Below are 24,965 nucleotides of genomic sequence, written 5' to 3'. Positions count from 1 at the left end.
TAATGATGAGTGACACGCTGATAGTAGATAAAAAAGGGCACATAGCGGTTATCACTATGAATAATCCCCCAGCCAATACTTGGACAGTATCTAGTTTAAACCAATTAGTGTCCATGATTGAGGCGCTCAATCAAGACGAACAAATTTATAGCTTAGTGTTAAAAAGCAGCAACGAAAAATTCTTTTGTGCCGGTGCTGATTTAAACCTTTTTGCAGATAGCGATCGAACGATAGCCAGAGACATGGCCCGAAGTTTTGGTGAAGCGTTTGAGGCGCTGTCCCAGTTCAGGGGTGTTTCGATTGCTGCGATTAATGGGTGGGCTATGGGCGGGGGGCTTGAAGTTGCTTTAGCGTGTGATTTACGTGTCGCTGAAGAGCAGGTTCAAATGGCATTACCCGAAGCTAAAGTCGGTTTGTTACCTTGTGCAGGAGGGACGCAAAACCTAACTATGCTGGTGGGTGAGGGCTGGGCAAAACGCATGATCTTATGTGGCGAGCGAGTCACAGCGCCCAGAGCGCTAGATATTGGCCTGATTGAAGAGATGGTGCCCGCAGGAAAATCGCTGGAACGTGCCATGGAAATGGCTGAGCAAGTGGGTGAGCAAAGCCCCAAAGCTGTTGCCGCATGTAAACAGCTTATCCAATCCAATAGAACGCGTCACTGGAATCAAGGGTACATGCTTGAGCGTGAGTTGTTCGTCGACCTTTTTCATACACAAGATCAAAAAGAGGGTGTTAATGCTTTTTTGAGTAAACGTAAAGCTGAATGGAAAAACCGTTAAGCAGGAAAGGAGGGTAACGCATGACTCACGTTTTATTGGCTGAGCACCCAACACACCAAGGTAAGCGCATTATGGAGATCTGCCTGAATGCAGAAAAGTCATTAAATGCACTGACCCTAGATATGGTACGCACCATTCAAACCGCCTTGGACCAATATGTAACCGATGATTCGGTTGTCGCCATTATATTGGATGGCAGTGGGGAGAAGGCGCTTTGTGCTGGCGGTGATGTGGTCAGCTTATACCGTTCAATATCCGGAGAAGGCGATGCGAGCTTCCCCGAGCAATTCTTTACTGATGAATACCGACTGGACTATACGATTCACACTTACCCAAAACCAATAATTTGTTGGGGAAGCGGAATAGTTATGGGAGGCGGAATGGGGTTGATGAATGGTTGTAGCCATCGCGTGGTGACTGAATCCACGCTTATGGCAATGCCGGAAGTCACAATTGGTTTGTATCCCGATGTGGGCGGTTCTTGGTTTTTACACAGAACACCGGGGCGTACGGGTCTCTTTATGGGGTTAACAGGTAGTCGAATGAATGCCGCAGATGCTTTGTTTTTGAATTTAGCGGATCGTTTCGTGCTGACAAGTCAGCGAAGTGATTTATTAAGCGGCTTGGAGCGAGCAACGTGGGAAGGCGATTTACATGCAGTCGTTAGCCGAGTTCTGCGAGACCTTGAAGAAGACTCCGCCGCTATGCGACAGAGCATTACCTCGCCAGTAAGCACGCATTTTGATGTGATCCAGAAAGTAACCGATCAAGATTCAGTTGAGCAAATAGTAACCGCACTGCTTTCTTTAGATACCGACGATACATGGTTGCAACGTGCACAGAAATCGATAGCTCATGGAAGCCCGCTTGCTCTTCATATGATTTTTAAACAGCTACAACGAACATTGCACATGTCATTAAAAGAGGTGTTTGAGTCTGAGCTCGCGCTCTCGGTGCAATGCTGTCGTTATCGGGAGTTTCCAGAAGGGGTGCGCGCATTACTAGTGGATAAAGATGGTAAACCGAATTGGACGTTTAGTTCAGTGCAAGAGGTGGATAAAACGGTAGTCGAGTCGCTGCTTGTCTCCCCATGGGCAACCAGTCCATTAGCGAATTTATAGGCTTAATCGGCCAAGAACAAGCGTTATTGACAACGTTTGATGACACATAATGATAAAAATAAGGACAAAAAAATGGCAACGATAGGGTTTATTGGTTTAGGCAATATGGGTGGCCCAATGGCCATTAATCTCGTTAACGCAGGCCATACCGTTCAGGTATTTGATTTATCAACGGATGCCGTGTCAAAGGTTGTAAATGAAGGGGCAATAGCCAAAGCCACGGCTGTTGAAGCGGTGGCCGAAGCCGATGTGGTTATTTCGATGCTTCCTGCTGGCAAACACGTTTTGGCGCTGTATGTAGAGGGAGATTCGCCGCTATTTGACCATGTGAAAGACGACGTGTTGATAATTGACTCTTCAACGATTGATGCGAGTACAGCAACACAAGTCGCTGCCCAGGCGCAAAGCCGCGGTATTGGTTTTATTGATGCCCCAGTGTCTGGTGGGGTAGGCGGCGCAAAGGCTGGTACGTTGGCGTTTATGGTCGGTGCGAGTGAAGAACAGTTTGCAAAAGCTAAGCCTTTTTTAGCCTGCATGGGTAAGAATATTTTCCATGCTGGTTCGCATGGTGCAGGGCAAATAGCAAAAGCGTGTAACAACATGCTGCTGTCTGTACTGATGGCGGGTACTTGCGAAGCATTAAATATGGGCGTGAAAAATGGCTTAGATCCCGCCGTCCTATCAGAAATTATGAAACAAAGCTCAGGTAATAACTGGGCCTTACAAGTCTACAATCCTTACCCCGGAGTAATGGAAGGTGTTCCTTCCTCAAATGGCTATCAAGGCGGGTTTCAGGTGGATCTTATGTTTAAAGACTTAGGTTTGGCAATGGAGCTGAGCCAATCTAGCGCATCGCCCACTCCGATGGGATCTCAAGCGCGTGCGTTATTCAATATGCACAAGGTTAATGGTCATGGTGGTTTGGATTTTTCGAGTGTTTTAAAGCTCTATCAAGGTTGATCATCCGAATGAGTTAATTGCCAGTGTGATTGTCTTACCTTGAATAGGGCATCACCTTTTTTAGTCTTTATAAATACACCTTCAATAATAAAAAAAATGAGGTCCTTCGATGTCTTATCAAGAGCATTACCGTCGCGCGTTTGAAAATCCCGCGTCATATTGGGCTGAGCAAGCGAAAGCTGTTAGCTGGTTTAGTCCACCCAAAACCACTGTGTTAGAAACTGAAAGTGGCAGTTATTGCTGGTTTCCTGATGGGGAACTTAATAGCTGCTATTTAGCGGTGGATCTGCAAATAGAACAAGGGCGAGGTGAACAAGTAGCGCTGTATTATGATTCGCCTGCTACCGGTGTTAAAGAATCGATTACCTACAATGACTTGCAACAGCGTGTCGCTCGTTTTGCCGGTGCTATGAAAAATAACGGCATAGAAAAGGGAGATCGTGTTGTTATTTATATGCCAATGATTCCAGAAGCTGCCGTGGCTATGTTGGCCTGCGCTCGATTAGGGGCTGTACACTCGGTAGTGTTTGGCGGATTTGCCGCTAATGAGCTTGCTATACGTATTGATGATGCAACACCAAAATTAATTCTTACGGCTTCGTGCGGTATCGAGTTTGATAAACAAATTCCTTATAAACCGCTAGTGGATAAAGCGGTTGAGCTGGCTGTTCACAAACCTGCGCATACCGTTGTTTATCAACGATCGATGTTAAAGGCGCAAATGCATCCTAGCCGTGATATTGATTGGGACGAGTTTCAGGCACAAGCACAACCGGCAGAGTGTGTCGTTGTGAACGGGAAAGATCCGCTTTATGTACTGTATACCTCGGGTACCACAGGCCAGCCTAAAGGCATTGTAAGAGACAACGGTGGACACGCGGTCGCACTTCAGTACGCATTTAGCCACGTGTATGGCATGAAGGCAGGGGACGTTTGGTGGGGAGCATCTGACATTGGTTGGGTGGTAGGGCATTCATTTATTGTTTACGGCCCCCTAATGGGAGGTGGAACAGCCGTTTTCTATGAGGGCAAACCTATCCGCTCGCCTGATGCTGGAGCGTTTTGGCGCGTTATCGAAGAGTATAAGGTTAATTCAATGTTCTGCGCGCCTACGGCTTACCGCGCTATTCGCAAAGAAGATCCCGCAGGAGAACTCGCTAAAGCGTATGACTTAAGTAGCCTGCGTTGGGTTTTTGTTGCTGGTGAAAAACTGGATTGCTCAACCTATGAGTGGCTCAGTGGTTTGCTCAATGTTCCAGTCATTGATCATTGGTGGCAAACAGAAACAGGTTGGCCTATGACTTCCCCCATGATGGGCTGGGAATCGCCTTCCGAGACGCGCTTGGGCTCAACTAATAAAGCTATTCCTGGCTATGATATCCGGGTGTTAGATGGCACCGGCAATGAGTTAGCTGCCAATGAAACTGGCAATATCTGCGTTAAACTTCCTATGCCTCCAGGAGTCGCTTGGAGCATTTGGAATCAGCCGCAGCGCTATAAAGAAGCCTATCTATCGGCTTTCCCGGGTTACTACCACACGGGTGATGGTGGCTTTAAAGATGATGATGGCTATATTTACATAACAGGCCGTACTGATGATGTCATTAATGTATCTGGGCATCGCTTATCAACTGGAGAAATGGAAGAAATTGTTTCTGCTCACCCTTGTGTTGCTGAGTGTGCGGTCATTGGGGCAAGTGATTCGCTTAAAGGTCAGGTTCCGGTTGGGCTTGTAGTGCTTAAATCAGGTTCGGATATTGATGAGGCGCAGTTAGAAGAAGAGCTCGTTGCGCGTGTACGTGAAGAGGTAGGCGCTTTAGCGTGCTTCCGTAAGGCGGTTGTTGTAGAGCGTTTGCCGAAAACCCGCTCAGGGAAAATTTTACGGGCCGTACTGCGAAAGATTGCTGCCAATGAGCGTTATAAAATGCCATCAACGATCGATGATGAAACTATCCTGCCCGAAATTGAAGGAATCCTAGCAAGGCGCGGGGTTGTGCGCGTTTGATTATTGAGTCGCTAGTGTGAACGTTTACTGATAAAGAGCTCCTAACGGGGCTCTTTTGCTAAGTTTATCTAGCTCGCTGTTCAGTTGTTTGCCCCCAGTCAGCATAGTGCAACAGACTATCCTGTTTTGCATAGAGAATAGCTAGCCGGAACAGGTAGCCCTTTTTAAAATCAATGCTTTAACTGCTTTTTCTTTGTGGTATTAACTGTCGAGTAACAGATCGTTGCATAAATCCATATTTATATATCGAAATATATAGATATGCTTTTGTCATGTTCTTTGGGTAAATGGATATGACCGATAACGAAGTTGATTTAATTATAAAGGCGTTAGCAAACCCGGTTCGACGGGAGATATTAGTGTGGCTTAAACATCCTGAGTTGGAGTTCCCTAGTTCTCAATGCCCGTTTGAACATGGCGTTTGTGTTGGTCTCATTAATGAGCGCTCTAAACTGTCCCAGTCAACGATTTCAACGCACTTAGCAACATTGCAACGGGCAGGTTTGCTTGAATCAAGACGCCACGGGCAGTGGATATATTATCGCCGCAACGAAACGGTCATCTCTGCATTTACTCAACACATGCAATCGGCATTGTGATTAATTCACGGTGGCTTCCCTACTGATTGCTAAATCCGTTAATAGGCTTGATTGCTGACACAGCAAAGGCTCAAGGAGTTTGAAATGACAACACTATTTGACCCAGTTCGCATTGGCGATTTCTCATTACCCAACCGTATTATTATGTCGCCGTTAACCCGCTGTCGCGCCAGCGAAGGGCGTGTGCCTAATGAGCTAATGGCTGAGTATTATGTCCAACGTGCTGAGGCCGGGTTGATTATTAGCGAAGCAACATCGGTCACCCCAATGGGTGTCGGCTACCCCAATACGCCTGGAATATGGTCTGACGAGCAGGTAGAGGGTTGGAAAACAGTCACGGATGCAGTTCATAAAGCAGGCGGTCGTATTGTATTGCAGTTGTGGCATGTAGGACGGGTTTCCCATTCCATGTACTTAGAAGGGGCGCAACCGGTTGCGCCCAGTGCCATTGCCCCTGATGGTCATGTGAGTTTGGTTCGTCCTATCACGGCCTACGAAACACCACGCGCACTGGAAACGGACGAAATACCCGCCATTATCGAGGCATATCGAAAAGGTGCTGAGAACGCGAAGAAAGCAGGCTTTGATGGTGTGGAGATTCATGGAGCTAATGGCTATTTACTGGATCAATTCCTACAAGATTCAACCAATAAGCGCACTGACGCCTATGGTGGACCTATCGAAAACCGCGCCCGTTTGATGTTGGAAGTGACAGATGCGGCCATTCAAGTATGGGGTGCGGGTAAAGTAGGTGTCCATTTATCACCACGTGCTGATGCTCATACCATGGGCGATACTGACTTGGCTGCTACCTTTGGGTATGTAGCTCGTGAATTAGGTAAACGCAAAATTGCATTTATCTTCACGCGTGAGAATTTCAATTCACCAGCACTCACTCCTGAATTGAAAGCGGCATTTGGCGGCCCTGTAATTGCTAACGAAGCGATGACATTAGAGCAAGGAACTCGTTTGGTGAGTGAGGGGGTTGCAGACGCTATTGCTTTTGGAGTGAAGTATATTGCTAATCCAGATTTAGTGACGCGTTTACAACAAGGAGCAGCACTCAATGAAGCTGATCCAGCTACTATGTATGCCCCAGGCGAAAACGGTGATCCGGCGCAAGGCTACACTGATTATCCAACATTGTAGTAACCCGCTTTAAAGAATCAACGATCGACAAATACATGCGGTTGCAATCTACTGGCTCTGTTTTAGCTGGCAGATTAACGGGGTGGTACACTAGTGCAGGTGTATCATCCGTTTTTTGTATTTAGGGTTATGTATGGGTATTGCGGCGCGTCCTTCGTATAAAGTTATTCCCCAAGATGTGTCCTGTACTATGAGTGTGCTGGATTTTTTATGTTCGGCTTTTCCGGCTATTTCAAAAGATGTCTGGGTACAGCGTATCTTCGATGGTCACGTTTTTTGGGAAGACCGATCACTTATCTCCTGTGATAGTGTATGTCGTGCGCAGCAAAAAGTTTTTTATTATCGTGAAGTAGCCACAGAAATACATATCCCTTTTGATGAGGAAATCATATACGAAGACGAGCACAAGCTGATCGTTTGTAAACCCCACTATTTACCCGTTGTTCCATCAGGTCCGTATGTTGATTCATGCTTACTCAACAGGCTTATTAGTCGAACAGGAAACACAGAATTAACACCGGCGCATCGAATAGATCGCGATACCGCAGGCTTAGTGCTTTTCTCTAAAAAACCTTCAGAGCGTGGTTTGTACCATGGACTATTTGCATCCGGAGAGATTCAAAAAACATACCGTGCGGTTGGTGTGCTTAACAGAGTGATATCCGCTCAAGAAATGAAAATAGGTTGGCGTATCGAGAATCGCATTATTAGAAGCACGCCGAGGTTTAGACAGCAGGCTGTTGACGCGACTGGCCAAAACATTAACGCTAGATCACTCATAACTTGCCTTGAACAGAATGATGGTTTGGGGTTGTTTGAATTAAGCCCATTAACCGGAAAAACACACCAGCTACGTGTTCATATGGCGGGGTTGGGTTTTCCTTTGTTGAATGATCCCTACTATCCCGTACTTTTACCTGAACAATCCAAAGATGATTTCAGTAAACCTTTGCAGTTATTAGCCCAAGCGATGAGTTTTACTGATCCGGTCACGCAGCAAGTACATCGTTTTACGTCTAGCCGACCACTTTTGTGGCCTCCAGATTCTGGTCAATAATAAAGTTAAGCCGTTCTTTTTATCCCGCCACCTACCCATAAACCAGCCAGCATGGCTGGCACAATAATAAGTGCTGGCCAATAGCTGAGTCCTAATCCGACCAGTGCTGGTCCTGGGCAAATGCCTGTTAACCCCCAACCCATTCCAAAAATGATACTCCCTAGTATTAGACTCAATGTGATGTTCTGTTGGCTTGGTAGTTGGCACTCAAAACTAGGATCACTTCGGGTCCGCCGCAGCGCTATCCGAACACCGATAAAGCTACAGGACACGGCCGTAATCAGAACGACCACTAATGAGGGGTCCCACTGACCTGTGATGTCTAAAAATCCATAAATTTTAGTAGGGTTAGCCATGCCTGAAATAATTAGACCTAAGCCAAAAAGAATACCTGCCAAGAGAGCAACAAAGGGATGATTTTTCATGATGGTTTCTTAAATCCAGTGCAGTAAGTAATGAGCAACATAAAAGGTAGCTATTGCCGAGCTGACGAAACAGCCAACCGCGACAAATGATCGCTTTGATAAGCGCGCCAGCCCGCAGACACCGTGTCCGCTGGTACAACCATTAGCTAACCTTGCTCCTAATCCAGTTAAAAAACTACCGCCAGCCAGTAAGCCAAAATATACAAGGTTCACGTTCTCTGACGCAGGATTAGTAGGTAGTGAGGAGGTTGGAGGGCTACCCATTAGCTGAAAGGTTAATGAGTACAAAAGCGGAGCACTTAGTAAGCCTAATAAAAAAAGTATGCGCCAATTTGAAAACAGCGACACGGGAGCTTCTGCTACGTTGCTGGATGATTTGTGCGGAATAACTTTTTCGAGCAAGCGAGAAGTAATTCCGCTAATGCCGGCTATCTGGCCGTTTATAACAAGTAAAAGTCCAGCAGAAGAGCCAATTAATAATCCGCCTATCAATGCTTGAATAGGCATGAAGTTAATCCAATCTACCGTCATAATAACCTCTTATATACGTGAATAGTAAACAGTGGAGGCCAAAGACCCGCACGAAATAATTCGATATAAAAAGAGTATAAGCTATTTTTATTAGTAAAATCTAATATAAGTTTGTGCGATAGTTTTGAGGTGAGTAAACATGAGCTGGCGGATATTAAAAGCGGCTTTTATTTACTTTTTTGTATTGGTACATCACTTTGTCGGCACGGCGCAGTAAAGACTCTACATCTTGCCCATGTGCGGGGAATTTTGAGTCACCAATGGAGGCCGTGACATACACGTTTTCTCCTGGTGGTATATCGTGCAAGGTATTTAGCGGAGCTAGTAAAACATCATTGAAACGTTGTTTTATTTTATCAATATGGGTGCGGTGATTTTGCTCTCTAAGGACTGCAACAAACTCATCACCGCCGTAACGTGCTAATAAATCGTCAGGCCCAAGCAGGGTTTTAAAGCGTTGTGCCACTTCAATCAGTGCGAGGTCGCCATTGTCGTGGCCAAATAGATCGTTTAAGGGCTTAAAGTTATCTAAATCTATAAAGAGTAACGTAAACGGAACTTTGGTTTCCCCTTGCTTAGCGGGCGCCGTCAGATTGGTTAAGTGTCTTTCAAGGGCGGCACGATTGGCTACGTTTGTTAATTGATCGGTAAATAAGCCTTTGCGCATATCCATGAAAGAACGAGCTAAAACACCTATCTCGTCTTTTCGGCTTAGTGTGGCAGGTAGGGTATCCTCGGAGTGGTCTGCATCCATTACCGCTCGTGAAAGGGAAGATACATCACTTGCCACTCGGTTTAAGATTCTAAAGCCAAGGCCTATAGCAATTAATACAGCAATGACACCCAGCAGCCCGACCATAAAGACTTGCTTGGTTACCCCCGCTAAAATATCACTGCGGGGGACGATAATAATGGCCGTCCAGTCTAATCCTGCTGTGTCAATAATGTGCTTATAGGCTAGATCCAGCGTTTCATTTTCCGTGGATAAGGTGAGGCTTCCGGTGTTCTTACTGCTCTCTTTTTTTAAGAGTGGAACGATATGATCGTATGCCAGTTTAATCATGGGTTCACCCGCATCCGATACGGTAACGCGTTGCATCATGCCGCTGGGTAACTGTCGCACATTGATAGTGTTAGAGGAGGCAAGTAGCTCGCCACTGCTTTCTACTAAAAACGCGAGACCATTTTCACTGACTTTTAAGTCGGCAATAAACTGATTTAATTTTATTAATGAAACATCCGTAGCTACAACACCGCTTAATTGGCCAGAATCCGAGAGTACTTTACGCGCACGCGTCACGACAAGGTCACTGGTTGCGAAGTCTACATACACGGCAGTCCAGGTGTGGTTTTGTTGTTCGCGTTGCTGGCCGGAGGTAAACCAAGGCCGGATACGAGGATCAAATACGGCATCTTCAGTTTTTACGTAGCTTTGTTGGCCGTTAATACCACTAAAAGAGAAGTACTCCCGTGGTTTACGTGGGTCTAGTTTGATACGGACTTCGGCTTTGTTATTTTCGAGCCGCTTTAGGCCGTACGATTGGCCCAAAGTATTACCGTAATATACATAATCATTTGGGTCTGTGTGTAGGGTGGTAGCCGTCCAAAAGCGCGTACGCATTTGGTCAATAATAGGCGTAATGTCTTTTGGTGCCGTCATGCCTTTGGGGAAGGCGGCTTCTAATACGGCACTGGAGCCAAACATATGGCGGTCAACCGCCTGGCCTATACGCTCTACCATCTCTAACGATAAGCGTTCAGAGAGCGTCGCTACCATTCGAGATCCAGCCCAGTACGAAATTAAGCCAATGACTAGGGTCAGCATTAGGATTAATGTTACATAAGGAGTGATAAGGGTGCTTTTAAGAGAAACAAATGAGTGTTGCTGGCGCCGCATATTTAGTCCTTGGTAAACGAAAAGATCACTCTGTATAAGGAACCTTAGTCGATAAGTCTCAGAATTGTAACAGTTAATAGCTGAACAGTTTTTAACTGAGGCAAATTGACGCGCCAATACATTGTTTATTATTTTTTTTAAATAGATCTATGGGGGGGCAATCCCCCATAGATCTGAGCTTTACTAGCAAAGAGAGTCTAACTTTTGTTTTAGAACACCCTGTACCTGACCGGGGTTAGCCTTGCCCCCAGATATCTTCATGACTTGACCCATAAAGAAGCCTAGCATTTTGCCCCGCTTGTCGGGTTCTGCGGCAATATATTGATCCACTTGCGGTTGGTTAGCCGCAATAACTTGATCCACTAGGCCTTCAATTGCACCTGAGTCAGTGACTTGCTTAAGGCCTTTAGCTTCGATGATCTCATCGGCTGTACCGCCTTCAGTCCACATTGCTTCAAACACCTTCTTGGCTATATTACCTGAGATGGTGTTGTCTTTAATGCGTTGTAATAACCCGCCTAATTGTTCAGCAGTGACCGGCGCTTGAGTGACCGATAGATCGTTTTGGTTGAGTAGTTTAGAGAACTCGCCCATCACCCAATTTGCGGCCAGCTTAGCGTCACTAGCCAGCGTAGCTGTTTGTTCGAAAAAGTCGGCAAGGGCTTTATCGGAGCTGATGACTCCTGCATCATATTCAGACAGCTGATATGTCTCCATAAAACGCGTGCGACGTGCCGCTGGGAGCTCCGGTAGCGAGTCTTTTACGGCTTGGATGTATTCGTCATCGATAACAATAGGCAGCAAATCTGGGCAAGGGAAGTAGCGGTAGTCGTTGGCTTCTTCTTTGCTACGCATAGAGCGGGTTTGATCTTTATCGGCATCATACAAGCGCGTTTCCTGTGTGATATGGCCGCCATCTTCTAGGATGTCAATTTGACGAATAATCTCTCCTTTGATCGCTTTCTCAATAAAACGGAAGGAGTTGATATTTTTGGTCTCAGTACGGTTGCCAAATTCCTCTTCACCTTTGTAACGTACCGAAACGTTACAATCGCAGCGAAAGGAACCTTCAGCCATGTTGCCGTCGCAGATACCTAAGCTGGTGACTAAAGAGTGTATCTTTTTAACATACGCCACGGCTTCTTCGGCAGAGCGCATGTCGGGCTCGGACACGATCTCAAGCAGCGGAGTGCCAGCACGGTTGAGGTCGATGCCTGTCATACCAACAAAGTCTTCGTGCAGTGATTTACCTGCGTCTTCTTCAAGATGAGCGCGCGTTACCCCAATGCGTTTGGTGCTGCCATCTGATAACTCTATGTCGACATAGCCTTTACCTACGATAGGGTGGAAAAGTTGGCTTGTCTGATAGCCCTTGGGTAAATCAGGGTAAAAGTAGTTTTTGCGATCAAAAACAGACGTTTTACCAATATCAGCCTCAATGGCAGTACCAAACATTACTGCCATCCGCAAAGCTTCCTTGTTAAAGACTGGCAAGGTCCCTGGTAGCGCTAAATCAACGGCATTTGCTTGTGTGTTAGGCTCAGCGCCAAACGCAGTGCTGGAGCCTGAAAAAATCTTCGTTTTCGTTGCGAGCTGAGCGTGAATCTCTAGCCCGATTACTGCTTCCCATTCCATATGTATTCCTCTTAGCGTGCTTCGGGCTTGCGGGTGTGCCAGTCGGTGGCTTGTTGATATTTATGCGCCACGTTCAGGAGTTTTTCTTCAGCAAAATAATTACCGATGATTTGTAAACCAACGGGTAAGCCATTACTGAAGCCGCACGGAATGGACATGCCAGGCAGTCCAGCTAAGTTGAGTGACAGTGTAAAGATATCTTCCATGTACATCTCTACTGGATCTGTCGTTTTTTCGCCAATGTTAAAGGCGGTAGTGGGTGTGGTTGGACCCATGATGACATCCACATCTGATAAAACGCGAACGAAGTCCTGTTGAATTAAGCGTCGAATTTGCTGAGCCTTCTTGTAGTAGGCGTCGTAAAAACCTTCGGAGAGCGCATAAGTGCCGACAAGAATACGGCGCTTTACCTCTGAGCCAAAGCCCTCGCCGCGTGTGCGTTTGTACATGTCCTCGAGATCTTTAGGGTCGCTGCAGCGGTGTCCGTAACGAACACCGTCGAACCGCGATAGGTTAGATGAAGCCTCAGAAGGAGCAATAATATAGTACGCAGGCACTGATAAAGCAGTGTTCGGTAAGCTGACTTCTTTAACAGTCGCGCCAAGTGCTTCATATTCTTTGATTGCCGATTGTACAAGTGTTGCAATCTCTGGGTTGAGCTGTTCAGAAAAGAACTCTTTCGGTAAGCCTATCTTTAGGCCACTGAGGGGCTGGTCTAAGGTGGCGGTGTAATCGGCTACTGGATAGTCAGCGCTGGTAGAGTCGTTTCCATCAATACCGGCCATTACGTTCAACATTAATGCACAATCATGCGCTGTGCGGGCCATTGGGCCGCCTTGGTCTAACGAAGAAGCGTATGCAATCATGCCAAAGCGTGATACCCGGCCATAAGTCGGTTTGAGGCCCGTTAGGTTGCAAAAAGCAGCTGGCTGTCTAATGGAACCACCTGTGTCGGTTCCGGTTGCCGCTGGCGCTAAACCTGCGGCAACAGCCGCCGCTGAACCACCTGACGATCCACCAGGTACTCGATTGGTATCCCAAGGGTTACGGCACGCGCCGTAATAGCTGTTTTCATTGGATGAGCCCATCGCAAACTCATCCATATTGGTTTTACCCAATGTGACGGCGCCGGCATTGTTGAAGTTTGATACAACGGTGGCATCGTAAGGCGAAATAAAGTTGTCCAGCATTTTAGAGCCAGCCGACGTTTTTACGCCAAGGGTGCAAAAAATATCTTTATGGGCAATGGGTACGCCCGTCAGCGCGGTTGCTTTGCCTTGCTGTCGACGCTCATCAGCGGCTTGGGCTTGCTGCAGGGCAAGTTCGTCGGTCACTGTGATATAGCTGTTGTACGTTGAATCCTTAGCCTTGATTAAATCAAGGTAGGCTTGAGTCAGTTCTACGCTGCTGAAATCGCCCTGTTCAAGACTTGTGGACAATTCGGCCAGTGTTTTATCTAGCATGTTCGTTGTAATCCTGCTGTAAAAAGGGCGTATTTATTCGATAACCTTAGGAACCAGAAACAAACCCTTCTCTACGGATGGGGCAACGCTTTGTAGATGATCACGTTGGTTTGTTTCTGTTATTTCATCCGCACGTAAGCGCTGTATGGCGTCTAGAGGATGATTTAAGGGCTCTATATCGACTGTGTTGATGGATTGCATTTGATCCACTAAGTCGAGGATATTCGTCAAATTTTGCGCATATTCTGGGATATCCGCTTCGTTGATGTTGACGCGCGCCAAATGGGCGATTTTTTCTACGTCAGATTTGTCTAAAGCCATTGGATTCTCGCTGACACATTAAAGTAGGCCTAAAAAAGGGTAACTTAACATATTTGTTTCTTGCTCTAAATGCCTGCCGTTGCTAGAGTTACGTGTTTTTAAAATACGTCAGCTACATCGTAACTCTTTAGGGTCTCCTCTCATCATGTTTAAGAAAATTCGAGGTCTGTTTTCTAGCGACCTTTCTATCGATCTGGGCACCGCCAATACGCTGATTTTTGTTCGCGATAAAGATATTGTTCTTAATGAGCCATCAGTGGTTGCGATCCGTCAGACGGGCAACCAAAAAACTGTCGCCGCTGTAGGTACCGATGCAAAACGTATGCTCGGTCGTACTCCTGGCAATATTACAGCGATCCGTCCAATGAAAGATGGCGTTATCGCTGATTTTCATGTGACCGAAAAAATGCTCCAGTACTTTATCAGTAAAGTACATGACAACAGCTTCCTATCACCTAGCCCTCGTGTGTTGGTGTGTGTACCTTGTAAATCAACGCAAGTTGAGCGTCGAGCCATCAAAGAGTCGGCTTTGGGAGCGGGAGCTCGTGAAGTTTATTTAATTGAAGAGCCTATGGCTGCTGCAATCGGTGCTGGTTTGCCGGTAGAAGAAGCAAGCGGTTCTATGGTTGTTGATATCGGCGGTGGTACTACTGAAATCGCTGTGATCTCTCTAAACGGTATTGTTTATGCCGAGTCGGTACGGATCGGCGGCGACCGCTTTGACGAGTCTATTGTTACCTACGTGCGTCGTAACTACGGTAGCTTAATCGGTGAAGCCACTGCTGAGCGCATCAAACAAGAGATAGGTACAGCCTACCCAAGTAACGATGTGTTAGAGATAGATGTTCGCGGTCGTAACTTAGCTGAGGGTATTCCGCGCAGCTTTACCCTTAACAGTAATGAAATTTTAGAAGCGCTACAAGAGCCGCTTTCTTCCATTGTACAGGCAGTGAAAAGTGCGCTTGAACAGTGCCCACCTGAGTTGGCGTCAGATATCGCAGAGCGCGGTATTGTGTTAACGGGCGGGGGTTCTATGCTACGTAATATCGATCGTTTAATTAGCGAAGAAACAGGCTTGCCTGTTATTTTGGCTGAAGACCCGCTGACGTGTGTTGCACGTGGGGGCGGTCGTGCATTGGAACTTCTGGATAAGCACGCGTTCGAACTGCTAACCTTCGAATAAGCAGAGCAGTCGTTTGCTGGCTGAGAGAACCTCCCGTGTCATGACGGAAGTACATTAATGAAACCTATATTTAAAGGCGGTATTCCCCGCCTTTTTTTCCTTATTTTGGTAGTTGTCTCTATTGTTTTTATGATCACGGATAATAGTGATTCAAAAGCACGTGAGGCTAAATCTTACCTTTCCTTGTTACTGACGCCCATTCAGTGGTTGGTCGATCTCCCTTCTCGTATGGCTGATGATGTATCGGATGTGCTTGTTAGTCGCCGTTCATTAGCTAAAGAAAATGAGCAGCTTCGCTCGGATGTGATCAGTTTAGACCAACAAGTTCAACAAATGGCGTCTTTGACGGCTGAGAATATTCGCTTGCGAGAGCTGTTAAATGGCCGTGAGCGGATTCCTAATGAAGTTAAACTGGCCGAACTCATTGGTGTAAATCCGGACCCTTTTCAGCATCAAATTATTTTGGGTAAGGGCTCGGAAGACGATGTATTCATAGGTCAGCCTGTGCTTGATGCCGGTGGTGTACTTGGGCAAGTGGTTGAAGTATCACATTATACTTGCCGAGTTATGCTTATCACCGATGCGCGTCATGCGCTGCCGGTGGAGATTATCCGTAACGGTTTTCGTTCGATAGCATTGGGTAAAGGGACAATGGGAGAGCTGGAACTAGAACACGTACCCGATACTGCCGATGTGCGTGAGGGAGACCTGCTAGTGACTTCAGGTTTAGGCAAACGCTTTCCTTATGGTTATCCCGTTGCTCAAATTGTGAGTGTGGTTCGCGATCCAGGACAGCCCTTTGCTATCGTGAAAGCGGTGCCATCGGCTCGATTAGATAAAAGCCGGCACTTATTATTAGTCGAGCCTGCTCCTATTGTGCCTGAAGAGCCTACCGAATCAGAAATGCTCGAAACCCCAGAAGATGTGCAGTCTCAGGAGACGCCAGCAAATGGCTGATCGTCACTCAGGTGGTGTACTCATCGTCGTAGGGACATTAATTATTGGCTTTATCCTAAGCCAAATGCCGTTACCTGCTATGCTCGTTTGGTGGCGTCCAGAGTGGGTAGCTATGTTGGTTATCTACTGGGTGATGGCCCTGCCTCACCGTTTCGGGATAGGTTCGGCGTGGATGGCCGGTATAGTGTTAGATGTGCTCAAAGGTAGCTTATTAGGGATGAATGCGCTGTCCTTGACGATAGTTGCACTTATTACGTTAATTTTGCATAAACGATTGCGTATGTATCGTCTGTGGCAGCAAGCGATGATGGTGTTAGTGCTTGTTGGTATTAACCAATTGATTTTTCACTGGATTCAATCCATGGCGGGTACAACAGGCGACAGCCTTATCTTCTTATTGCCAGCCTTAGTAAGTGCGCTACTGTGGCCTTGGGTATTTGTTGTGCTGCGCGGTATTCGTCGTACATTTCATATTCGCTAGTCAGGGGTAATGATGACAACACTCATTTTGGCTTCGGCCTCTCCTCGTCGCAAAGAGTTGTTAGAACAGATTGGCGTGCATTTTAGTTCGTTAGCGGTTGATATTGATGAATCGGTGCGTTCGGGAGAGTTGCCTGCCGTTTATGTCGAGCGTTTGGCGTGTGAAAAGGCCCAGGCAGGTTTTGATAGATCCGATAACTCTGATGCCTTGGTGTTAGGCTCTGATACCAGCGTTGTCATTGATGACCGTATCCTAGGGAAGCCTTCTTCTGAAGATGAAGCGGTGGCTATGTTGATGTCACTTTCTGGAAAAGAACATCAGGTAATGACGGCTATTGCTGTGGTCGGTTCTGGTATAAAGGCCAGTCAAGTGGTCACAACGCAAGTTAAGTTTAACGTGCTAGATGAAAAAACATGTCGACAATATTGGGCGACTGGGGAGCCAGCCGATAAAGCTGGGGCTTATGGTATTCAGGGGCTGGGTGCTGTTTTTGTAAAGTCCTTATCGGGAAGTTATACAGGAGTTGTCGGCTTGCCGCTTACTGAAACCGCCGCTCTTTTACAAAAACATGGTATAACTATTTGGCACCGCTAATTTATTTATGAATAAGGAAAGCTCTGTGGCTACAAGTATTGGTGAAGAAATTTTAATTAACTTCACGCCCATGGAAACACGGGTCGCCATTATAGAAAATGGTATGCCACAAGAGATTTATGTAGAGCGTAGTGCGCGCCGTGGTATTGTCGGGAATATTTATAAAGGTAAGGTTGTTCGTGTATTACCTGGTATGCAGGCTGCCTTTGTAGAGATTGGCTTAGAACGCGCTGCTTTTATTCATGTAGAAGATGTTTTACCGCAAAATATTTCCCCTGAAGAAAAGTCTTCAACTACTATTGCTCAAGCACTACGCGAGGGGCAATCCTTAATTGTTCAAGTCACTAAAGACCCTATTGGCACAAAAGGCGCTCGCTTAACCACACACTTGTCTATTCCATCGCGTTATTTAGTGTATATGTCAGAGAACACTCATATTGGTGTTTCGCAGCGTATTGAGGATGTTGAAGAGCGAGATCGATTGCGGGCACTTTTACAATCATGCCTCGATGACGATGAAGGTCCCCAAGCCGGTTACATTTTGCGAACGGTTGCAGAAGGCGCCTCTGATGCTGAGTTGATCGCTGATGTAAAATTTTTGCGGCGTTTATGGAAGGCAATAGAACGAAAAATTCAAACGGCAACTGTTCCTTCTATCGTATATGAAGATCTCCCGCTTAATATGCGTGCGCTTCGTGACATGGCGCACTCGGGTATTGAGCGTATCCGAATAGACTCACGTGAGACTTTTCAAAAAGCACAAGAGTTTACCGAAGCGCTAGTGCCTGAAATTTTTGATCGCTTAGAGTATTACCCCGGTGAACGTCCCATTTTCGATTTATACAATGTTGAAGATGAGATGCAAAAAGCCTTGGGCCGTAAAGTAGAGCTAAAGTCAGGCGGCTATCTTATTTTTGATCAGACGGAGGCGATGACCACAGTTGATGTCAATACTGGAGCCTTTGTGGGGCATCGCAATCTTGAAGAGACAATTTTCAAAACTAATTTGGAAGCCGCTACTGCAATTGGTCGACAGCTTCGTCTGCGAAATTTAGGCGGCATTATCATCATCGACTTTATTGATATGGAGCTTGAAGAGCACCGACGTCAAGTACATCGCACTTTAGAGAGAATGTTAGAGCGGGACCATGCTAAGTGTAAGGTTACGGGTGTTTCGGAGCTTGGCTTAGTTGAGATGACGCGTAAACGAACACGTGAAAGCCTTGAGCATATTTTGTGTGAAGTATGTAATCAATGCCAAGCGAGAGGGTCTATCAAAACACCTGAAACGATTTGTTACGAAATTTTCCGTGAAATTCTTCGTCAACATCGTGCCTACGATACTGAAACTTATATGGTTTTAGCATCTGAGCGGGTGGTCGAGTACTTAACCGATGATGCGTCTGATCACGTGGCTGAACTCGAAGCTTTTATTAATAAAACAATCCGCTTTCAGGTAGAGCCAATGTATAACCCTGAACAGTATGACGTTGTTTTGCGTTAACCACTTTGTAGTAGATTAGGTCGATGAATCAGCGTCTAAAAAAAGGTTTTACTGGGCTGTGCTTAATAGCTTTTTTTATCGCTTTAGTTGGCTTGATGGTGTTACGGCTCGGTTTTCCCCATCTTCCCCGTATTGCTGATGACATCACACAGTTCATTTCAGAAAGAACCAACTTACACATTGAAATAGGTGCTTTGCAGACGCATTGGCAAGGTGCTTACCCTGTTTTTGATATCAGCGATTTACGCATAACTGATAATAAAGCGCCTTCCCAATTATCTATTGTATCAAGCCGTGTGAACGCAAGCGTGGATCTCTTTCGTTCATTGCGATATTGGCAGCCGATATTTAAATATGCCGACGTTGATGGTTTGAAGGTCAGGCTTGTAGAGCCTGAAAGTGGATGGACGCAGAGCCCTGCTAAAGAGCCGGATGCTCAAACTAGCCGCTTTAACGATGTGTTGAATAAAACAGCAACACTCTTATTTACACAGTCTCATATCGATATTAGTAATGCAGAATTTGAGCTCATGCTGGCTGGTGAGGAGGTAAGACGTTTTTCTCCCGTTACTCTGGCGATAGATAATACGCGTAAGCAACACCAAGTTGTTGGGCAGGCACGTTTAGAAACTGAGCAAGGGAAAAACAGCGAAGCCGCTTTCGTTATCGAAGCTGATCAGTTGTCGCCATCACGCCCCTTGGATGGTGAGTTCTCAATTTATGCGAAAGTGAGTGACGTAGGCACTCCTATTCTTGATCTCGCAGGTGAGCTACTGCCCATTGAAATATCACAATTGGATGCCAGCGCTGAATTATGGGCAACGTTATCTAAGCGTGAACTATCTCGCTTACAAGGTCGTGCATCGGTTGATAAGTTGAGTTTTGCTGATGAAAAGTTTGATAACGTCATTGATAGCAGTTTTACTTTTGCGGCTGAGCCAAAAGGCAATAATCGGTATCAGATTCAAGTATCTAGTTTGACGTTGGTAAGCGATCATACGCCGGCCGACACATTAAGCCTACCTTACGTAACAGCGATGATACAGTTGCCAACTCCAAATTCAGAAACAGAGAAGGGAGCTTTGGCACTAAAGCAATTAGCGATTCAATCGTTGCCTTTGGATTCAATTGCGGCTTGGCTAAAAGATAAAGCGTATTTGACAGACTCTTTGAATCAAGCCGTCGACTTACTAAACCCGAAAGGGCGTTTGGAAAACGTGCTAATGACTTGGCCTGACGGCGCCGCATTAAGTGACTTTGAAGCAGTGGCCGACTTAGTTGGTGTTGGTCTTGATGAGTATTTTGGTTCTCCTTCGGTTGCTAACGTAAATGGACAGTTAGTATTTAATAAAAATACTGGGCATGTAGATTTAGATACAGATCAGTTTGATTTGTCATTTCCGTCTTTGTTTGAATCAGGTTGGCACTACAGCCATGCAAAAGGTCGGGTTAAGTGGAATATTGAACGTCCACCCGGGTATGACTTACCTGTAGTTGTTGTTAATAGCGGTTTGTTAACGCTTTCCAAAGCTGCTGAGCAGGGAGAGGAGGCTACAAAGGACTTAGAAGCTTCAGGGCGTTTCCGTTTAATGCTGCCTATTGAGCGTAAGCATCAGAGTGAATTCTCATTGATGATCGGCCTGCAAAATGGTGAAGCTAGTCAGGCTGCTAGTTACGTGCCGGCCAAAGAAGTTGGTGAATCCCTGCATGCTTGGATTAAACAAGCGGTTAAGTCAGGGACGGTCAAGCAAGGGCTGTTGTTGTTACGAACAGATACCCGTAATTTAGAAGGCCGTACTCCTCCAACAGTTCAGCTCTACTTAGATATCGAGCAGGGAAAAGTCGCTTTTTTAGAAGGGTGGCCTGCTGTCTCTGACACCGATATGACATTATGGCTAGATCAGGAAGGCCTTCGGATCCGATCTGAAGATGCGAATATTATGCGCAGTGCTGGCAATGTGGAAATCACTTCTTCGCCGGATGTTAGTCGTTTATCCATAAAAACCCACCTTTCGGGTGCAGCAAGTGATATACAGCAAATATTAAATACCCCAGATATTCGTCAAGTCGTTGGTGATGGGCTAGAGAGCTGGCGTATTAGCGGTTCGCAAACCACCGATGTGAGCGTTGATATTGCTCTTGAAGGCCAGCAGCCTCCAAAAGTTCAAGTAGTCTCGTACCTAAAGGGTGGTTCTTTTAAGGATAAGGCGCAAACACTCGCGTTTACGAAGATTAATGGAACACTTCGCTTTTCCTCGGCGGCAGGCTTGTCGGCAAAGGGGCTTAAAAGCGAATTTCTAGGTAGTCCTGTTGTCGGGAATATAGAGACAGTTGCGGCCACGTCAGAATCTCCAGCAATTACCAGAGTCTCACTCAATGGAACGTTATCAGCAGCGGCTTTACATAAATGGACAGGCTTGAGCTTCCTCAATAGTGTTAAAGGCGCTGCGGCTGTTGCAGGGCGGATGGATATTTGTGATGGCTCTCCGCTGTGTAATAAATTAGTGGTTAATACTGACCTAAAAGGTGTTGAGTTGCTTCTGCCAGCGCCTTACGGAAAGTCATCTTCTGACACTAAATCTTTGCAGCTAGTCGGTCAGTTAGGTATCAATGATCCGGTTTGGCGGTTCAATTTGAATAACCAGTTGCGTGGGGTCACCAAAATGATGGGAGACCTTGCGGGGACGCGTATTTTTTTAGGCGATACAAGGCCGCAAGAACCGAGCACGCCGGGTGTTTGGGTAGAAGGGCGGCAAGGCACTATTGATCTTGATGAGTTGTCGGCTTTGCTCAAGCGTAATGAATGGGTATCCGGGGCTTCGGCAGAGCCAGCACAGACGCAAAGCCAAACAAGTAATGTCCCGGTTACTGTTTCATTAATGGTCGATCAAGTTCTCTATGAAAATATGCGCTTACCTCGTGTAAACGTAGTCTACCACTCACCCGTCAATGGCCGTGCGACTATTGGTGTGATTAGCCCGGTTGTTACTGGCGATATTAAAATTCCGGAGGATGATCAACAGCCTTATCAAATATCTTTGAAGCATCTACGGCTCAATACACAAGGTAAAGGCGCTATCTTCTTGAACCAGCCGGAATCATCAAGTTCTGAAGCGCCGTTAATTGATGTTTCTCAGTGGCCAAAGATGGATGTGGTGATTGATGAATTGCGTTTGAATAGTCATGAGTTGGGGCGCTGGCAAGCCGCACTTGTGCCAGGTTTGCAGGGGCAATTCACTGTATCGAGCATTACTGCAGATATAGGTTCTTATCACCTAACGGGAGAAGCGGGTTGGAGCGTACAAAACAAAGCGCCTCAAAGCTACCTTGATTTGAGCTTTGCCGGTGGTGATTTAGGAAAGGTCATCGCGCAATGGGGTTACTCGGGAGTCATTGAGTCGACTAAAGGCAATCTTAGTGCAAAGTTAAGTTGGCCGGGATATCTATGGGGGTTCACACCGGATGATCTGAGTGGTAATTTCGTCATGTCATTAACTAATGGACGTATTGTCGAAAGTGGAAATTCCGCTAATATTTTACGCCTCTTTGGTATCCTTAACTTTAATACGATAGTGCGTCGCTTAAAGTTGAATTTCACCGATTTGGTAGAAAAAGGGGTAGCTTACGATACCCTAGATGCGAGCTTTTTAATCAATGATGGCATAGCCTATACGGACAAGCCTTTAAGCCTAGAAGGTCCTTCGGCCGATTTGAAGTTAAATGGCGAGTTGAATTTAGCGCAGCAAACTATTAATGCGAAGATGGATGTTGTTTTACCGTTAACGAGCAATGTGCCAATCGCGGCAGTGTTATTAGGCGCGCCTCAAATAGCGGGTGCTGTTTTTATTATTGATAAGTTGATAGGTGATAAGCTTGAGAAGGTTAGTACGTTGACCTATCAGCTTAATGGGCCGTGGGCTGAACCTGAAGTAGATACCGTGGTGTCTGAAAAGGAAAAACAGCGTAACGATCCATTTAGAATGGACCGTAATGATAAATAAAGTTGTTACGCTTGTTTGCTCTCTTCTAGTTGGCGCAAGTATTTAAAGAGTTTGCGTGAAGCGGCTGGCGCTTTATTGTCTGCCTTTTCTTTTTGAGCATTTCTGACTAGCTGACGCAAATGTTGTACATCAATAGCGCTGTATTCATTAATGATGACATCTAGCATGCCGCTCTCATTTGCGATCAAACGATCACGCCATTTTTCGAGCTTATGAAACATTTGGTTATGCGCTTCAGATGTCGAATCAAATCGATCTAGCTGTGCTTGTATAGCGTCCCCATCTTCATGGCGCATGAGTTTGCCAATATACTGCATTTGGCGCTTTAGCGCGTTGCGTGAGCTTAGCCGTTTAGCTTCCACAATAGCGTCGTAAAGTGTTTCATCAATAGGCATGCGCTTAAGTTGATCTGGGCGCAAATCAATCATTTTCGTGCCTATGTCCTGAAGTGCTTCAACTTCTCGTTTACGTTGCGAACGACTGACAAAGTCATCATCTTCATAGTCGGTGTCATGTGTATCGATATTGCTCATTAAGTTATCCGTAGAAATAAGTGGCTAGGCCAAGGAAGGCAAAAAAACCTACCACGTCGGTAATTGTAGTCAGTAAGACACTGCCTGCCAATGCTGGATCGATCCCCCACGCTTTTAATACGAGGGGAAGTAGGGTGCCGGCCAGTGCTCCGACAATTAAATTGATGACAATAGCTAACCCAATAACGATACCGATAGTTTGGCTGCTGAACCAGACCATAGACACCGCTGCCACGACCCCGGCCCATATGATCCCGTTTAATAAGCTGACTAACAGCTCGCGGTTAAGAAGCCAGCGAGCGTTTGAACGCTCGACATGTCCTAATGCTTGACCACGTATCATCAGAGTTAAGGTTTGGCTGCCTGCTATACCGCCCATGGATGCCACAATGGGCATTAGTACGGCCAGAGCGACTACTTTATCAATGGTGTCTTGGAAGAGTCCGATCACAGATGAAGCAAGTAACGCTGTTAGTAAGTTAATGCCCAGCCAAACAGCGCGACGGCGCGTAGTTTTTAAGAGTGGAGCAAAAGTATCTTCATCTTCATCCAGACCCGCCATGCTCATTAAGGAGTGGTCGGCATCTTCCCGTATAACGTCGACTACATCGTCGATAGTGATACGTCCCAATAATTTACCGCTCTTGTTAATAACAGGGGCAGAGACTAGGTCGTGCTTTTCAAAAAGAGAAGCAACCTTATCATCAGGCATGTCAGCAGGTATGGGCTTAATATCGGTATTCATTATTTCCCGAATTGTAATTTCGGGGTCACTCACCAACAGCTTGGTAAGGGGAAGTGTGCCTATGTATGAATTCTTTTTTCGGCTTACTACAAAAAGGCTATCCGTCATCTCTGGGATTTCATTATGGCGACGAATATAGCGCAAGCACGTTTCTACCGTTATATCGGGGCGGATAGTAACCGTGTCGGTATTCATCAAGCCGCCAGCGGTGTCCTCTGGGTAAGCCAAGATCTCTTCGATGCGCTCGCGATTTTGCTGATCCATAATTTGGAGCAGCTCGCGAGTAATACGCTCTGGGAGTTGTTGTAAAACGTCGGCTACATCGTCGGTATCTAATGTTTCCGTAATCGCTAATAAACGATCAGCATCCATTTTGCTTAAAATGTCGGCCTGGATATCATCAGCAAGGTATTGCAGTACCTTACCTTCATTCTCTGGATGGATTAGGTTCCAAAGAATTTGGCGCTCTTTTGGGGGCGACTTTTCGAGTAAATGTGCGACTTCTACAGGACGTAATGTGCTGTTAAGGGTGAAACGGACTTGTTGAAATGCGCCGCTATTGAGAGCGCTATTTAGCTTGTCTAATGCTGTGGTATCTTCTTGAGCCGTCATAAAGTCCTTAGGTGCTCACTGTCAGCGTCAGGATAGAGTAGGGGCGCCTTGGTGGCGTAGGCGCTAGTATAACGGATAGTTCTTAAGCCTACAGTAGATCTGTTGGCTGATATTACTCTTCTTCGTCAAAGCGGTTATTAATTAACGCTTCTATTGCGCTCAGGGCTTCATCTTGGTCTTCGCCTTGAGTTTTTACAGTAAGTTCGGTGCCTCGACTTGCGGCAAGCATCATAACAGACATGATACTTTTCCCATCCACTTCTCGGTCATCTTTTTCTAGGCGGACGTCGCACGAAAAGCGCGAGGTTGTGTTGATGAGCTTGGCGGCTGCGCGGGCGTGTAAGCCGAGCTTATTTATTATTGTGATTTTCTTTTCTAGCATGCGCTTATTCCTGATCTTAAACTGGCAC

At 46.1% G+C, this 24,965-nt stretch carries 22 protein-coding genes; 13 read left to right on the top strand and 9 right to left on the bottom strand.

Translation table 11 applies throughout. From position 1 onward, the window contains the following. Positions 1-5 precede the first annotated feature (5 nt). The 7 genes from BS617_RS11025 (at position 6) to BS617_RS10995 (ending at position 7,673) form a co-directional block, all read left to right on the top strand. Positions 6-782: an enoyl-CoA hydratase gene (locus BS617_RS11025; protein WP_075173549.1), complete on the top strand. Its 777-nt coding sequence runs from the start codon at positions 6-8 to the stop codon at positions 780-782. A 20-nt stretch (positions 783-802) separates the two neighbouring features. Next, positions 803-1,903, top strand: coding sequence for an enoyl-CoA hydratase/isomerase family protein (locus BS617_RS11020; protein WP_075172853.1), 1,101 nt, complete (start codon positions 803-805; stop codon positions 1,901-1,903). 72 nt (positions 1,904-1,975) lie between these two features. Further along, positions 1,976-2,863: a 3-hydroxyisobutyrate dehydrogenase gene (mmsB, locus tag BS617_RS11015; RefSeq protein WP_075172852.1), complete on the top strand. Its 888-nt coding sequence runs from the start codon at positions 1,976-1,978 to the stop codon at positions 2,861-2,863. Positions 2,864-2,972: 109 nt separating this feature from the next. Next, positions 2,973-4,868, top strand: a complete 1,896-nt coding sequence (locus BS617_RS11010; protein WP_075172851.1) for an AMP-binding protein — start codon at positions 2,973-2,975, stop codon at positions 4,866-4,868. A 293-nt stretch (positions 4,869-5,161) separates the two neighbouring features. Continuing rightward, complete coding sequence (locus BS617_RS11005) at positions 5,162-5,467, top strand: ArsR/SmtB family transcription factor (protein WP_139303157.1); 306 nt, start codon at positions 5,162-5,164, stop codon at positions 5,465-5,467. 84 nt (positions 5,468-5,551) lie between these two features. Beyond that, entirely contained in the window at positions 5,552-6,616 is a 1,065-nt protein-coding gene (locus BS617_RS11000) for an alkene reductase (RefSeq protein ID WP_075172849.1), read from the top strand. Positions 6,617-6,749: 133 nt separating this feature from the next. After that, entirely contained in the window at positions 6,750-7,673 is a 924-nt protein-coding gene (locus BS617_RS10995) for a pseudouridine synthase (protein WP_075172848.1), read from the top strand. A 5-nt stretch (positions 7,674-7,678) separates the two neighbouring features. Here the strand turns inward: BS617_RS10995 and BS617_RS10990 are convergent, their stop codons facing one another. The 6 genes from BS617_RS10990 to gatC all read right to left on the bottom strand — a co-directional run bounded on the left by BS617_RS10990 (position 7,679) and on the right by gatC (position 13,945). Then, positions 7,679-8,098 carry a DUF6691 family protein gene (locus BS617_RS10990; protein ID WP_075172847.1) on the bottom strand — a complete coding sequence of 140 codons (420 nt, stop codon included), beginning with the start codon at positions 8,096-8,098 and terminating at the stop codon, positions 7,679-7,681. Positions 8,099-8,107: 9 nt separating this feature from the next. Beyond that, entirely contained in the window at positions 8,108-8,629 is a 522-nt protein-coding gene (locus tag BS617_RS10985) for a YeeE/YedE family protein (RefSeq protein WP_075172846.1), read from the bottom strand. Between the two features lie 154 nt (positions 8,630-8,783). Further along, positions 8,784-10,526 carry a sensor domain-containing diguanylate cyclase gene (locus tag BS617_RS10980; RefSeq protein ID WP_075172845.1) on the bottom strand — a complete coding sequence of 581 codons (1,743 nt, stop codon included), beginning with the start codon at positions 10,524-10,526 and terminating at the stop codon, positions 8,784-8,786. Between the two features lie 183 nt (positions 10,527-10,709). Next, a complete protein-coding gene (gatB, locus tag BS617_RS10975) occupies positions 10,710-12,161 on the bottom strand; it encodes an Asp-tRNA(Asn)/Glu-tRNA(Gln) amidotransferase subunit GatB (protein WP_075172844.1) in 1,452 nt (483 codons plus the stop codon). 11 nt (positions 12,162-12,172) lie between these two features. Beyond that, positions 12,173-13,624: an Asp-tRNA(Asn)/Glu-tRNA(Gln) amidotransferase subunit GatA gene (gene gatA, locus BS617_RS10970; RefSeq protein ID WP_075172843.1), complete on the bottom strand. Its 1,452-nt coding sequence runs from the start codon at positions 13,622-13,624 to the stop codon at positions 12,173-12,175. A gap of 33 nt (positions 13,625-13,657) precedes the next feature. Continuing rightward, complete coding sequence (gatC, locus tag BS617_RS10965) at positions 13,658-13,945, bottom strand: Asp-tRNA(Asn)/Glu-tRNA(Gln) amidotransferase subunit GatC (RefSeq protein ID WP_075172842.1); 288 nt, start codon at positions 13,943-13,945, stop codon at positions 13,658-13,660. Positions 13,946-14,090: 145 nt separating this feature from the next. Between gatC and BS617_RS10960 the strand changes: the two genes are divergently transcribed. The 6 genes from BS617_RS10960 to BS617_RS10935 are packed head-to-tail and all read left to right on the top strand — an operon-like array spanning position 14,091 to position 22,665. Beyond that, a complete protein-coding gene (locus BS617_RS10960) occupies positions 14,091-15,128 on the top strand; it encodes a rod shape-determining protein (protein ID WP_075172841.1) in 1,038 nt (345 codons plus the stop codon). Positions 15,129-15,185: 57 nt separating this feature from the next. Continuing rightward, entirely contained in the window at positions 15,186-16,085 is a 900-nt protein-coding gene (mreC, locus tag BS617_RS10955) for a rod shape-determining protein MreC (protein ID WP_075172840.1), read from the top strand. Further along, positions 16,078-16,566, top strand: a complete 489-nt coding sequence (gene mreD / locus BS617_RS10950) for a rod shape-determining protein MreD (protein ID WP_075172839.1) — start codon at positions 16,078-16,080, stop codon at positions 16,564-16,566. The genes mreC and mreD overlap by 8 nt, the downstream gene beginning before the upstream one ends. Positions 16,567-16,575: 9 nt before the next feature. Continuing rightward, positions 16,576-17,160 carry a Maf family protein gene (locus tag BS617_RS10945; protein WP_346424307.1) on the top strand — a complete coding sequence of 195 codons (585 nt, stop codon included), beginning with the start codon at positions 16,576-16,578 and terminating at the stop codon, positions 17,158-17,160. A gap of 37 nt (positions 17,161-17,197) precedes the next feature. Beyond that, positions 17,198-18,664, top strand: coding sequence for a ribonuclease G (gene rng, locus BS617_RS10940; RefSeq protein ID WP_139303202.1), 1,467 nt, complete (start codon positions 17,198-17,200; stop codon positions 18,662-18,664). A 23-nt stretch (positions 18,665-18,687) separates the two neighbouring features. After that, the gene (locus BS617_RS10935) at positions 18,688-22,665 is read left to right on the top strand and encodes a YhdP family protein (protein ID WP_075172836.1); all 3,978 of its coding nucleotides are present in this window, start codon (positions 18,688-18,690) and stop codon (positions 22,663-22,665) included. A gap of 5 nt (positions 22,666-22,670) precedes the next feature. Here BS617_RS10935 and yjgA read toward each other — a convergent pair whose 3' ends face one another. From yjgA to BS617_RS10920, 3 genes are all read right to left on the bottom strand, one after another. Further along, a complete protein-coding gene (yjgA, locus tag BS617_RS10930) occupies positions 22,671-23,198 on the bottom strand; it encodes a ribosome biogenesis factor YjgA (RefSeq protein ID WP_075172835.1) in 528 nt (175 codons plus the stop codon). A gap of 4 nt (positions 23,199-23,202) precedes the next feature. Continuing rightward, positions 23,203-24,555, bottom strand: coding sequence for a magnesium transporter (gene mgtE / locus BS617_RS10925; protein WP_075172834.1), 1,353 nt, complete (start codon positions 24,553-24,555; stop codon positions 23,203-23,205). 112 nt (positions 24,556-24,667) lie between these two features. After that, positions 24,668-24,937 (bottom strand): HPr family phosphocarrier protein, encoded by a 270-nt coding sequence (locus tag BS617_RS10920; protein WP_075172833.1) that lies wholly within the window; start codon positions 24,935-24,937, stop codon positions 24,668-24,670. Between the last annotated feature and the right edge of the window lie 28 nt (positions 24,938-24,965).

Origin of the sequence: Neptunomonas phycophila, from assembly GCF_001922575.1 — a bacterium.
Taxonomy (GTDB): Bacteria; Pseudomonadota; Gammaproteobacteria; order Pseudomonadales; family Balneatricaceae; genus Neptunomonas; species Neptunomonas phycophila.
The sequence above is the reverse complement of the archived record's forward strand: the minus strand, read 5'-3'. Positions and strand labels throughout refer to the sequence as shown.

What these genes read in the sequence shown, in the direction of transcription:
- BS617_RS11025 (WP_075173549.1), top strand. Translation starts at nt 6, where the DNA reads ATGAGTGACACGCTGATAGTAGATAAAAAAGGGCACATAGCGGTTATC.
- BS617_RS11020 (WP_075172853.1), top strand. Translation starts at nt 803, where the DNA reads ATGACTCACGTTTTATTGGCTGAGCACCCAACACACCAAGGTAAGCGC.
- mmsB (WP_075172852.1), top strand. Translation starts at nt 1,976, where the DNA reads ATGGCAACGATAGGGTTTATTGGTTTAGGCAATATGGGTGGCCCAATG.
- BS617_RS11010 (WP_075172851.1), top strand. Translation starts at nt 2,973, where the DNA reads ATGTCTTATCAAGAGCATTACCGTCGCGCGTTTGAAAATCCCGCGTCA.
- BS617_RS11005 (WP_139303157.1), top strand. Translation starts at nt 5,162, where the DNA reads ATGACCGATAACGAAGTTGATTTAATTATAAAGGCGTTAGCAAACCCG.
- BS617_RS11000 (WP_075172849.1), top strand. Translation starts at nt 5,552, where the DNA reads ATGACAACACTATTTGACCCAGTTCGCATTGGCGATTTCTCATTACCC.
- BS617_RS10995 (WP_075172848.1), top strand. Translation starts at nt 6,750, where the DNA reads ATGGGTATTGCGGCGCGTCCTTCGTATAAAGTTATTCCCCAAGATGTG.
- BS617_RS10990 (WP_075172847.1), bottom strand. Translation starts at nt 8,098, where the DNA reads ATGAAAAATCATCCCTTTGTTGCTCTCTTGGCAGGTATTCTTTTTGGC.
- BS617_RS10985 (WP_075172846.1), bottom strand. Translation starts at nt 8,629, where the DNA reads ATGACGGTAGATTGGATTAACTTCATGCCTATTCAAGCATTGATAGGC.
- BS617_RS10980 (WP_075172845.1), bottom strand. Translation starts at nt 10,526, where the DNA reads ATGCGGCGCCAGCAACACTCATTTGTTTCTCTTAAAAGCACCCTTATC.
- gatB (WP_075172844.1), bottom strand. Translation starts at nt 12,161, where the DNA reads ATGGAATGGGAAGCAGTAATCGGGCTAGAGATTCACGCTCAGCTCGCA.
- gatA (WP_075172843.1), bottom strand. Translation starts at nt 13,624, where the DNA reads ATGCTAGATAAAACACTGGCCGAATTGTCCACAAGTCTTGAACAGGGC.
- gatC (WP_075172842.1), bottom strand. Translation starts at nt 13,945, where the DNA reads ATGGCTTTAGACAAATCTGACGTAGAAAAAATCGCCCATTTGGCGCGC.
- BS617_RS10960 (WP_075172841.1), top strand. Translation starts at nt 14,091, where the DNA reads ATGTTTAAGAAAATTCGAGGTCTGTTTTCTAGCGACCTTTCTATCGAT.
- mreC (WP_075172840.1), top strand. Translation starts at nt 15,186, where the DNA reads ATGAAACCTATATTTAAAGGCGGTATTCCCCGCCTTTTTTTCCTTATT.
- mreD (WP_075172839.1), top strand. Translation starts at nt 16,078, where the DNA reads ATGGCTGATCGTCACTCAGGTGGTGTACTCATCGTCGTAGGGACATTA.
- BS617_RS10945 (WP_346424307.1), top strand. Translation starts at nt 16,576, where the DNA reads ATGATGACAACACTCATTTTGGCTTCGGCCTCTCCTCGTCGCAAAGAG.
- BS617_RS10935 (WP_075172836.1), top strand. Translation starts at nt 18,688, where the DNA reads ATGAATCAGCGTCTAAAAAAAGGTTTTACTGGGCTGTGCTTAATAGCT.
- yjgA (WP_075172835.1), bottom strand. Translation starts at nt 23,198, where the DNA reads ATGAGCAATATCGATACACATGACACCGACTATGAAGATGATGACTTT.
- mgtE (WP_075172834.1), bottom strand. Translation starts at nt 24,555, where the DNA reads ATGACGGCTCAAGAAGATACCACAGCATTAGACAAGCTAAATAGCGCT.
- BS617_RS10920 (WP_075172833.1), bottom strand. Translation starts at nt 24,937, where the DNA reads ATGCTAGAAAAGAAAATCACAATAATAAATAAGCTCGGCTTACACGCC.